11 protein-coding genes are annotated in these 12454 nt (G+C 27.8%); 2 read left to right on the forward strand and 9 right to left on the reverse strand.

The annotated features are described in order from the left end of the window. Window positions 1–94: 94 nt before the first annotated feature. Window positions 95–688, forward strand: coding sequence for a cysteine/O-acetylserine transporter (gene eamB / locus ABDZ71_RS08065; protein ID WP_343760589.1), 594 nt, complete (start codon window positions 95–97; stop codon window positions 686–688). Window positions 689–714: 26 nt separating this feature from the next. Here eamB and ABDZ71_RS08070 read toward each other — a convergent pair whose 3' ends face one another. The 4 genes from ABDZ71_RS08070 to ABDZ71_RS08085 form a co-directional block, all read right to left on the reverse strand. Then, window positions 715–1791: a helix-turn-helix domain-containing protein gene (locus ABDZ71_RS08070; RefSeq protein ID WP_343760591.1), complete on the reverse strand. Its 1077-nt coding sequence runs from the start codon at window positions 1789–1791 to the stop codon at window positions 715–717. A gap of 223 nt (window positions 1792–2014) precedes the next feature. Next, entirely contained in the window at window positions 2015–2848 is an 834-nt protein-coding gene (locus ABDZ71_RS08075; RefSeq protein WP_343760592.1) for a helix-turn-helix domain-containing protein, read from the reverse strand. Between the two features lie 146 nt (window positions 2849–2994). Then, complete coding sequence (gene hisS / locus ABDZ71_RS08080; protein WP_343760594.1) at window positions 2995–4290, reverse strand: histidine--tRNA ligase; 1296 nt, start codon at window positions 4288–4290, stop codon at window positions 2995–2997. A 312-nt stretch (window positions 4291–4602) separates the two neighbouring features. After that, entirely contained in the window at window positions 4603–5073 is a 471-nt protein-coding gene (locus ABDZ71_RS08085; RefSeq protein WP_343760595.1) for a hypothetical protein, read from the reverse strand. A gap of 835 nt (window positions 5074–5908) precedes the next feature. On the opposite strand from ABDZ71_RS08085, the gene ABDZ71_RS08090 reads away from it, so the two are divergent. Continuing rightward, window positions 5909–6091 (forward strand): hypothetical protein, encoded by a 183-nt coding sequence (locus tag ABDZ71_RS08090; protein ID WP_343760596.1) that lies wholly within the window; start codon window positions 5909–5911, stop codon window positions 6089–6091. 238 nt (window positions 6092–6329) lie between these two features. Here the strand turns inward: ABDZ71_RS08090 and dhaM are convergent, their stop codons facing one another. The 5 genes from dhaM to ABDZ71_RS08115 form a co-directional block, all read right to left on the reverse strand. Further along, entirely contained in the window at window positions 6330–6719 is a 390-nt protein-coding gene (gene dhaM, locus ABDZ71_RS08095; protein WP_343760598.1) for a dihydroxyacetone kinase phosphoryl donor subunit DhaM, read from the reverse strand. A gap of 119 nt (window positions 6720–6838) precedes the next feature. Beyond that, entirely contained in the window at window positions 6839–7471 is a 633-nt protein-coding gene (gene dhaL / locus ABDZ71_RS08100; protein ID WP_343760599.1) for a dihydroxyacetone kinase subunit DhaL, read from the reverse strand. 88 nt (window positions 7472–7559) lie between these two features. After that, a complete protein-coding gene (gene dhaK / locus ABDZ71_RS08105) occupies window positions 7560–8555 on the reverse strand; it encodes a dihydroxyacetone kinase subunit DhaK (protein ID WP_343760601.1) in 996 nt (331 codons plus the stop codon). 326 nt (window positions 8556–8881) lie between these two features. Then, complete coding sequence (locus tag ABDZ71_RS08110; RefSeq protein ID WP_343760602.1) at window positions 8882–9592, reverse strand: MIP/aquaporin family protein; 711 nt, start codon at window positions 9590–9592, stop codon at window positions 8882–8884. Window positions 9593–9806: 214 nt separating this feature from the next. Beyond that, window positions 9807–11984, reverse strand: a complete 2178-nt coding sequence (locus tag ABDZ71_RS08115; RefSeq protein WP_343760604.1) for a sigma 54-interacting transcriptional regulator — start codon at window positions 11982–11984, stop codon at window positions 9807–9809. Window positions 11985–12454: the final 470 nt, after the last annotated feature.

Genomic DNA, 12454 nt, shown 5'->3' on the forward strand with positions numbered 1-12454 from the left:
ATATATCGATAATATCGAATTCTAATATCAAATATATCGACTAAAGTAATATATATTTTTATGATAGTATAATCTAAAAGGAGGTAGATTACAAGTGCCACTTCAAGTTTTGCTATCATTTTTAACTTATACTTTTATTACAGCATTTACTCCTGGACCTAATAATATTGTTGCTTTAAGTAATACAAGTATCTTTGGATTTAAAAAAAGTAAGGATATATTGATAGGTATAGGAACTGGATTTTTATGTGTTATGCTTATTTGTGGAATATTTTCTTATAGCCTAGCATCTATAATCCCACGTTTTACATTTGTTATGAAATATATTGGCGCCCTATACGTTTTATGGCTTGCTTTCCATGTAGCTACAAGTAAACCTGTTGATGAAGAAAAAAATGATGTAAAACACCCTGCATTCATGACTGGTTTTTTATTACAATTTGTAAATATAAAAATTATTCTTTACGGAATCACAGCTTTAACAAGCTTTGTACTTCCTTATCATAAAGGAATACTAGTTATAGTAGCTTACGCATGTTTGTTAACCTTAATTGGAATAGCTGGAAATATAGTATGGGCATTTTTTGGTGCTGTCTTTCAAAAATACTTTAAAAAATATTATCGCCCACTTAATATTTCTATGGCTTTATTATTAATAGACTGTGCTTATAACTTAGTTTTTAAATAAGAAATATGACATTAAAATCTAATATTTTATATTTGCAAAATATTAGATTTTAATTTTTCTATAGCTTCTATATATTCTGGATTTTCTTTTAATTCTTTCAAATCATCATCTTCTATTAAAGTTTGAAATAGATTTTTTCTTATAATTTTCTGACAGTCCTCTTTAACTTCAAGTTCTATATTTTTAAAATATGGATTATTATCATAGTTATATTCTGAAGAAATTAAGCCATCAACATATTTGTTAAAGTACTCTGCTGCAATACTTTTCTCTCCTTTTTTAAGATATCTTCTGCATAAATTATATTTACCAGAACACTGACCTATTTTAAAACTATTTTCTATTTCATTAACTGCATTTAAATATAAAACTGACTTGTCAAAATCATTATTAATCATATTTATTCTAGAAAGTATTGACATCATTGCTGTACTTTGACTTAAATACATCAATAACATACTTTCACAAAACTTTTCTGCTTCTTCATTTTTACCTTGTCTTTCTAAAAGCGAAGCATATAATGTCATAGGATCAACAAAGGAATCCTTAAGCTTTTTAATGCACTTTTCACTTTCATCATAATTTTCTAACTCCATTTGAATCATGGCAATTTGAAACAAAGAATTATTTACATATTTAAGATTTTTGCTATCTTCTACTTTATACAAAAGAGATAAAGCATACTCCTTTTTTTCCCTCGCTAAGGGATCTGAATCATCACCTAATAAACTAGAATACATTATAATCAAACCACCAACAGCTAATTTTAATCCCATACTATTAGGATATTTCTTTAAATATTCCTTGGATTTTTCCTCTCCATCCACAAAACCAAAATACAAAAATTTTTCTGTTAGTTCTTTTTTAATCTCAGAAATTTCTTCTTCTGTAAGCTCTTCTTTAAAAGATAAAAGTTCATTAAGTGATGTATCTAACGCTCTTGCTATTGGAGCTAACAAATCAATATCTGGTTTAGAATTTAAAGTTTCCCACTTACTAACTGCTCCTTTTGAAACTCCTATCATACTAGAAAGTTTTTCTTGTGTAATTCCTTTTTCTTTTCTTAATCTTAAAATCGTAGTACCAATACTTACCTCATTCAATCTAAAGACCTCCCCTTATTAATCTAAAATAAAGTAATTTAATATTGGAATTTAATATTCCAATTTAACTGTCATTATATTATTCTTACATAACAACTTCACTTTATTAAATATAAAATATTATCTGAATTATTTATATTTCTAGTATAATGTGACTTTTCATATTGAACAATGGAGGCTCTTTCACCTTTAAGTTAATAAAAGTTGAATGGGGTTCTACTTTTTAAAATCCTCTTCCTTCCATCTTAACAAAAAAATGGACTATATTTAAAATCCAATCTTTCAAATGAGGATATACTTGCTTTATTAAAATATTTACTTTTTCTACAGAAGCATCTAATGATAATGTATTTATTCCTTCTACCTTGTTTCCTATAGCTATATTAGCCTTTGCATAATCTCCTATTGCTATATCCGATGCTATCGCCGCAGCACCTACTGAATATTTTCCTATAGCCACTGCCCCAATTGAAAACATACCTATAGATATTGCTCCAATTGAAAAAATTCCTACTGAAAAAGATCCTACTGCTAACAATGCCCCTATTGCTAAAACTGCTAAACTAAATAATCCAATACCTATCAAACCAAAACTTAAAATTCCAAAGGATATAAGCCCTACTGATACCAATCCATATGATATTTTCCCTACAGCCAGTATTCCCTTTGCCTTTTTTAATCCTCTTCCTATATTGATATGAACAAGTGGTAATCCAAATAATTCTCTCTTACTCTTATATTCATATTCTATTGAACCTCTATTTAAATTAATAACTACCTGTGTTTTGTTATCATCTATTTTTTCAGGCTCTTTTTCTTCCCTATAATTTATTTCATTACTTTGTAAAGTTTCAAATTCATCACTTTCTTTAACTAAACTATCAATTGTTACATTATACAAATTAGATATTATTATTAACTTTTTTAAATCTGGTGTTGATTGTCCCGATTCCCATTTTGAAATTGCTTGTCTTGATATTCCTAATTTTTCTGCTAACTCTTCTTGAGATAATCTATTTTTATTTCTTAATAATTGCAATTTTTCAGCTAAATCCACTTGCTTCACCTCCATACAAAAATTATATAAAATTAACTTGTTTTAATCTACCAACTGGCACTTTCTTTTCGTCAACTACTAGTTGCAATCCTGTATTTGCAGGGGTTTATCTATGATTTAAGGAAAATATTATAAAATCAAATATATTATAATTCTTTATAATTAATACTAATTTCACTACCTGATTTCATATTTTTTATTTTCACTTCATTTCTAGTTACTTCATCTTCTCCAACTAGTATTACTTTCTCTATTCCTAACTTATCAGCATATTTTATTTTTTTCTTTAAAGGCTGATCATCAAAATATATAGTAGCTCCATATTTTTTATCCTGCAAACTTCTCATTATCATTCCACAATACTCAAGAGTATCTCCTATTGGTATTATTAGATAATCCAATTTGCTTTTTATACTATACTTTTCTATAAATCCTATTTCTTTTAGAACGAAAAATAATCTTGTTATTCCAATTGAAATTCCTACTCCTGGCAATATATTATTTGTATAATTTTCTGCTAGGTTATCATATCTTCCCCCTGAACAGATAGAACCATACCTTTCATTTCCTATTAATAATGTTTCAAAAACAGTACCAGTATAATAATCTAGCCCTCTTATAATCTTTAAATTGATTTTAAATTCATCATCTTCTACTCCTAAAATACCTAATGTACATTTAACTTTTTTTAGTTCCTCAATACCTTTCAAAAAATACTCATCATTAATATCAAGTTTTACTAATTTTTCTAATATTTCTTCATTTGTTCCTTCAATGTCTAATATATTGCTTAGATATTTACTCTTATCTTGTCCTATTAAATCTCTAAGTTGATCTTCAAAATTTAATTTTCCAATTTTATCATACTTATCTATTAACTTCATTACTTCAATAGAATCATCTATTTTTAGTTCATTTAATATTCCCTTTAGTATCTTTCTATTACTTATTTGAAATTGATAATTTTCTAATCCTATTGATTTAAATGCTTTAGACGCTAAATTTATAACCCAAGCATCATTATTTATGCTTAATTTATCTTTGCCTATTACATCTACATCGCATTGATAAAACTCTCTATACCTTCCTTTTTGATTTCTTTCCCCCCTATATACCTTACCAAATTGGCATCTTTTAAAAGGAAATACCAAATCATTATAATATTGAGCTACATATCTAGCAAAAGGTACTGTTAAATCAAATCTTAATGCTAAATCATTTTTACCTTTTTTAAAACTATATACTTGTTTTTCTGTTTCCCCTCCTGTTTTAGCAAGCAAAACATTAGCCCTTTCTATTATTGGTGTGTCTATAGATAAACATCCATTTTTCTCATAAACATCTAAAATTTTATTAACTATATCATTAAATTTTTCCTGTTCCTGTGGTAATAATTCCATGAATCCTGGTAAAATACTTGGTTTAATTAAATTTTTCTTCATTTTTATACTCTCCTCTTAGGCACATTGAAATATATACCTTATTTAAATTTATTTTTACATAACAAAAAACCATGCAGGCATATATCCCACATGGTTTAACAAATTATGATTACACTTAATTCATTATTACCAGAGATACAAGCCCATGCTAATAGACTTGTATCTGATGTTTACAAACCAAGTCCCTAGTAATGATGATGCATTAAATTTGCTTTATTAATGTTAAGTGCTTTCATAATTATCCTCCTATATTTTATTGTGAATATTATACATTATAATTATGTAAATTACAATATGAGAGATTCAAAAAATCTATCTCCCAATCAATATCTGAATCTCTGCTTCTATAGGTAAATTTTCATGTAACATATTAATTACTTTATCATAATCGCTCTTTTTAAAATGAAATGTTTGCTCCATAAAGTTACCAAATAATTTAACTTTCACATCGTCTGGGTAATTTATTACTATAGCTTTATCAATCTGCTTCCATAATATAATTGTTCTATCTCTAATTATTAACCTTATAAAACCTTTTGAAGTAACTCCTTCTATAATACATGACAATGTAAATCCAATAATACATACAATACCAAAAATATAGTGCCACCATACATTAGCATAAGAATACATAATCCATATAAAAATAGCTATAACAAATGATAAAACAATAATTTCTAAAGGCCTTTTTCTTGTTGGTATTATAATTTTTTTTATATAAGTTAAATACATAAAAATAACCGAAATAAAGGCTAAAAAAATAAAAATATTCATAATTTTCATTCAAACCACCTCTCTGTCTAAATTCCTTCTGTTAAGTTATATAAATACTGATTTATTTCACATTAAAACTATAGTAATTTATTCACCATATATATTTTTTCTGAAGAAACATTCTATTAATATAAGAAATATATTAATATGTGCATTTTCATTTTTTAATTCTATTTTATAATTAATTCATTATACCATGCTAAATAGAGAAATAATTTACAAAACTAACAAAGCTTTTAAATACTCCTTTTAAAATAACTGATAATGAATAAAATTTATACTTAAATTTTCACATAAAAGCTTCACATTTTCTTTAAACTAACGTTAATGAATCACAACCGACGCTATTTTTCAGAATATTCCGTATCTTACGACATAATATTGCATTTTTATGACTAATCTCCCATATGATTTTTATAACCGTTATATACTATACACAAGTTATTAAACAAAACATCACATTCATAACAATCTAAAGACAAAGGGGGGTATTATAGGACTTTAAATTTAAATTAACATTGCGACTTGTATAATTAGTATTATACCTATATTTATAAAATAACATTTAATTAAACTAAATAGATTTTTAATAATAAACTAAAAAATAATTATTACTATAAGTACCATAAACAAATACAGTTTTCATTGGGCTAAAAAGCCAGATTATTTAATATTTAAAACTGTTACCTCTGTATTCTATTCGATTATAATTAAAAACTCTTAAAAGGTTGTTTTGAAATAGAAATCACTTCTATTTTAAAACAACCTTTTGTCATTATTAAAGTAATAATAAAACTATGATATAATTTTATTATTAAAATACATTGTTAAAGGAGCATAATATATGTTAGAAGCTGTTAAGTTCTTAGTATATGTATTAGTATTTTTAACGTTAGTACAGTTTATGCATTTAACTGAATTTATTGGTAGAAAACTACGTGGGGAAATTTCTTATAAAAAAATGCAACAAAAAATAAATTCACTGGAAGCTAGAATTAAAGAACTTGAAGAAAAAGCTGATGATTAAAAATTAAATATTAGTGATTAAATAATAACAGAAAATGCACTAACATTTAGGCTGCTACTCCTAAATATTAATGCATTTCTTATTATCTAATCATTATAACTTATATTTCTTGATTTTAGTTTCTCACCACAAAAACTAAAATCACTATACCATTATTTATTATTTAATCATTTCTGTCTATCTTTTCTCTTATTTATCTTTTTTGCTTGTACTTATAATTCTTTATTGTCTTAATCTTTTATGGAATCTTTCCAAGGCTCATTTCTGCTACTGTTTCTTTAACCTCTTCTAATGTTCCATCTATACTACTTTGAACTGCTGCAGATATTGCTCCTTCAACTAAAGCAGTATCTACAATTTCTATTTTTTCTTTCATTCCTTCATCTAAACATTCAACAGCCATGTCTGAATTCATATATGCACTTCCCAAATCAAACAATACTATTACTCCGTCTTCTGAATATACTTCATTTATTGCACCCATTATTTTTTCTATGTCTGTACCAATTCTTCCATCTGAAGTTCCACCAGCTGCTGCTATTGGCACATTTGTAGCCATTTGAAGCGCCAAGTCTTTTACTCCTTCTGCCACTTTTTCGCTATGGGATACTACTACAATTCCTACCATGCTTTTTCCTCCGTTCTATATACCATTAATATAATAAGTCACCTTAAAAAATTTTCTACATAGTCACTTCTATTTTCCATATCTAAGCTAATAACTTATTTAATACATTTTTATTTAATCTAAGTAGTAATAGTTTCATATATAGATTTTAGTATTAAATAACTTGATGTAGCTCCTGGATCTTGATGTCCAATACTTCTTTCTCCAAGATAACTTGCTCTCCCTTTTGTAGCAATTATATCTTTTGTATATTCAACACCTTTTTGGGCTGCATCTACTACATTTTTCATTGCTTCTTTGCTATCCAATCCATTATTTAAGGATTCTTTTAAAGCATCTAACGCAGGACTTATTGAATCTACCATTGTTTTTTCTCCTGTTTCTGCTTTACCTCTAACTTTTATTCCATTTAAACTTTCTTCTAATATAACAACAAGGTCTTCTATATTTAACTCTTCTTTTCCAGCTAATTTTTTTCCACTATACATAAAAGCTGTTCCATATAATGGTCCTGACGCTCCACCTACATTTGTAACTAAAGTCATCCCTACAGTTTTTAATAATTTTCCTATATCTTTATCTTCAATAGAATCTATTTTTTCTATAACTGCCTTGAAACCTTTATTCATATTAAATCCGTGATCGCCATCTCCTATTGCACCATCTAATTCACTTAAAAACTTTTCATTTTCTTCTATAACCTTGCTTATATTTTTAAATATATTCTTTAAGTCACATGCGTTCACTGCCATAGTTATCATCCTTTTCTTAATTTATTATTTAACCTAACTTATACCTCTATAAACATCTATCTATAAAAAACATTCTATTAAAATTAATCTACATTACTTTAAATGCTGGAGTATCTGCTACATCATCTAATAATTCTTTTAACTCAGAATCTAATTTTAATACTGTAACTGAGAAGCCTGCCATTTCAAGAGAAGTCATAAACTCTCCCACAAAAGTTTTGTGTATTTTTATACCTTTATCAGATAACATTTGATTTACTTTATTATTTACAATATATAGTTCCATTAAAGGTGTTGATGCTAATCCATTAACCATAACTGCTACTTCTTCGCCTTCATCTATTTTTATATCATCTAATATTTTTGAAACTAAATGCTCTGTAATTTCATCTGCTGTTTTTAATTTTTCTCTATGAGTTCCTGGTTCTCCATGGATACCCATTCCTATTTCCATTTCATCTTCTGCTAATTCAAAGTTAGCTTTTCCAGCTGCTGGTACGATACATGGTGTTATAGCCATTCCCATACTTCTTACATTATCTATAACTTTTTCTGCTACTTCTTTTACTTCTTTTAAAGATCCACCTTTTTCAGCCTTTGCTCCTGCAATTTTATGAACAAATACAGTTCCTGCAATTCCTCTTCTTCCTGTTGTAAATGTACTATCTTGTACTGCTACGTCATCGTTAACTACTACAGCTTCTACATTTATATCTTCCATTTCAGCCATTTCTTTAGCCATATCAAAATTCATAACGTCTCCAGTATAGTTTTTAACTACAAGTAAAGTTCCTTTTCCTGTATCCACAGCTTTTATAGCTTCAAATACTTGGTCTGGAGTAGGTGATGTAAACATTTCTCCAGCTACAGCAGCATCAAGCATTCCTTTTCCTACATATCCACCATGTGCAGGTTCATGGCCACTTCCTCCACCACTTACTAAAGCTACTTTATTTTCAGCTTTTTGAGTACGGACTACTACATTAGCATTATCTAGTTTCTTTATATATTCTGGATGGGCTAAAGTCATTCCTTTTAGCATATCACCTAATACTTCATTCGGATTGTTTATTATTTTTTTCATTTAAAACGCCTCCTATAATTTTATAATTTGCACAATTTATTTTATTTATATATTTTTTATTTAAAATTTATTTTTAATTTTAGGTAAAACCTGCTTAAAATTTGTAATTGGAACTTCTGAAACTCAGATTGATTCGTCTAAGTTATTATTGAAACTCAAACTCATTCTTCGTTTGAGTAAGCGATTCACACTAAATCATAGATTTAGGTTCTCTGCTTAACCGACTCACACCAAATCACAGATTTGGGTTCGGAACTTCTGAAACTCAGATTCATTCTTCGTCTGAGTAAGCGACTCACACCAAATCACAGATTTGGGTTCGCTGCTTATATTCCGAATGTTGCTTTGAATAAGATTGCTCCGAAAACTCCACCAACTATTGGTGCTACAACAGGTATCCAAGCATATCCCCAGTCAGAATCTCCCTTTGTTTTAATAGGTAATATTGCATGTACTATTCTAGGTCCTAAATCTCTCGCAGGGTTTATAGCATATCCTGAGTTACCCCCAAGAGATAAACCAATTGCCCAAACTAAACCACCAATTACTAATGCTCCAAGTCCTGGTGCCATTTTTTGATTAACTATTCCAAGTATTCCAAATACTAAAACACAAGTTCCAATAAATTCTGCTAAAAAGTTTCCTACAGTATGTTTAATTGCAGGCCCTGTAGCAAATGATCCTAAAATCGCTCCTTGATCTTCTGTGTTTTCCCAATGTGGTAGATAAGTAAGCCATACTAAAACAGCTCCTAACATAGCCCCTATAAACTGAGCTAATATATACATTGGAACATCTGCCCATGGGAATTTACCAATAGATGCAAGACCAACTGTTACAGCAGGGTTTAAATGTGCGCCACTTACACTTCCAAATATAAATGCAGGAATTGCTACTGCAAATGCCCAACCTGTTGTTATAACCATCCAACCAGAGCTATTACCTTTAGTTTTATTTAATACAACGTTTGCAACAACACCATTACCTAACAACACCAAAAATAAAGTACCTATAATTTCTCCTAAAAAAGCTGACATAATATTTTCCTCCTTTGTAACTTATCTTTATTTACTTTATATAAGTAGCAAATACCATGCCAACTTAAAACGTTTTCAAGAAATCGTTTTAAATAGCCATTTTAAGAAAAATCTATTTTTTATTTTTGAATATAGACCTTGGTAAAAAGTATCAAGTTAATATTTTATATCAATACTTTTTTGTATCATTGATACTTTTTACCAAGGTGTTGTTTTAATGAGTCTTCTCCCAGCTAACTACTTTACTTATTCCATATTTTCTTGCTTTAGATGCTACTGTTTTGTGTGTAACTCCTAAAACTTTAGCTGCAGCATTAAAACTCCCATATTTTTTCAATGCTTTTTCTATAACAATTTTTTCATATTCTTTTAGTGGTAATATTTCTTCACTATCTTCAATCATGCTCTTTATATTTTCTTCTTTATCTCTTATATATTCTTCTTGGGGATTCTTTTTTATGTTTTCTCTTTCCATATAAACTTCATTATTCTTTTCTTCATTTCCATTTTTAATATGATTTCTTTCAATGTTTTGTAAATTTTCTTGTTTAATATATATAGGAAGTTCTTCTACATCTATGTATTTTCCTTCTGATAAAGTTATTAATCTTTCAATTAGATTTTCTAATTCTCTAACATTTCCTGGCCACTTATATTTTATAAGACAATCCAGTGCATCATTAGTTATTCCTTTTACATTTCCACCCATTTCATTGCTTATTTTTTCTATGAAATGTTCTATTAATATAGGAATATCTTGTTTTCTTTCTTTTAATGATGGCAATATTATAGGAATTACATTTAATCTATAATATAAATCTTCTCTAAATTGCTCTTTATTAACCATATCTTCTAGATTTCTATTAGTGGCACATATTATTCTTACATCAACTTTTATAGTATCTTCTCCACCGACTCTTTGAAATTCTCTTTGCTGAAGTACCCTTAAAAGTTTTGCCTGCATACTTTTATCTGTTTCCCCTATTTCATCTAAGAAAATAGTTCCTTTATTAGCTAATTCAAATTTCCCTAACTTTCTTTTTATCGCTCCTGTAAAAGCACCTTTTTCATGCCCAAACAATTCACTTTCTAGTAAACTTGTTGGCATTGCAGCACAGTTAACTCTTATAAAAGGCCCATTACTTCTATTACTTGCAAAATGTATTCCTTCTGCTATAATTTCTTTTCCAGTACCGCTTTCTCCTTTAATTAATACTGTAGAATTACTTTTAGCAGCTTTAGATGCAATGGCTAATACATCTTTCACATTTCCACTATTGCCTATAAATTTATTAAAAGATTTATTAGGCTTTTTTGTTCTTAAAAGTTCATCTTCAAAATATTCTGCTTTAGCTTGTGCTTTATTTAAGTTTTGAGATAAATTCAATATTTGAGTTAAATCTTTTACAACAGAAACTACCCCATTTATTTTTCCATCTACAATTATTGGGCTAACATCTGCAGCTATAATAACTCCATTTCTCTTTTTTATTATTTTACCTCTTTCACTTTTCCCTGATATTAAAACTTTTCTTCTTAATCCATTTGGAGATATAGCTTTTATATTTTCTCCTATAAGGGCTTCATCATCTGATTTTAAAATATTAGCATAGGATGAATTAGCATAAGTTACGTATCCTTCCTTGTTTAATACACATATACCATCTTGAACTGAATCCAAAATCAATTCAAATCTTTCTTTTAATTCTTTAACTTCTGTAAGCTCTCCTGTAATTTGTTCCATCTTTGAAATATCTTGAAAAAGTGTAGCTACCCCTTTTATTTGCCCATTTATTATAATCGGAGTATGATTTAGCATAATTATTGTACTATTTATAACTTTTCTAATACCAAGACTTGCAACTTTAGATTTTCTTACAATATGGCTTTTTGTATCTGGTATTACTTCATAAACCTTTTTACCTATCAATTTATTTGCTGGAATTCCTAGTATCTTTTCTGCCATTGGATTAAATAATGTTATAATGTTATTTTCATCAGTAACCATTAAACCACTTGCTAAGCTATTAAAGATTTTTTCCCAAGCTATAGTATTATTGTGAATTATATTATCTATATTTTTTATGGACTGTTCATCTACTATATTAAAATTTCCTGATAAATACTCACTAATATCTTTTAAAACTGTATCTATATCCTTTTCGTTATCTTTCTCAGATACAACTTCAACTAAAATTTCTTCATCCTGTTTAATCTTTAATAAAACTAAAGGCATTAAAGCTGTTGCAGATATTTTTTTATTATTCTTATATATATATATTTGAACATGAAATTTCTTTTGCAATTTACTAACCTTATGTACAACCATTGCTACTACTCTAGCATGTAACCCTTTTACGTTGTTTATTTTAACTTTTGTTGTTTTTTTCAAGGAAAATCACTCCTATTTTCTAAAACAGTATTTTGTAATTATTTATATTAACCTTTTTAAAGTTTATTTTATTAAATCTTTGATCTAGTTTTTCAAATATAAAGATTGAAAATCATTAATGTAACTCAAACTCATTCTTATATATTATTAATGTAACTCCTTCTCCACTTGTAGAAGGAGTAAGCGATTCACACTAAATTTAAAATTTAGGTTCTCTGCTTAAGTCACTCACACCAAATCATAGATTTGGGTTCGGAATATTTGAAACTCAGATTCATTCTTCATCTGAGTAAGTGACTCACACCAAATTATAAATTTGGGTTCGCTACTTATATTATATCCTATAATGCAGTTATTTTTCAGGAGAAGATTTTTATAATGAAATCAAAAATATAACGTTTACGATTCCTAAGCGTTATATTTTTTTAACTATACTTTGTTTTACGACAGAATTAGACATATTTAAAACC

Source organism: Clostridium oceanicum (assembly GCF_039521385.1).
GTDB lineage: Bacteria > Bacillota > Clostridia > Clostridiales > Clostridiaceae > Clostridium_F > Clostridium_F oceanicum.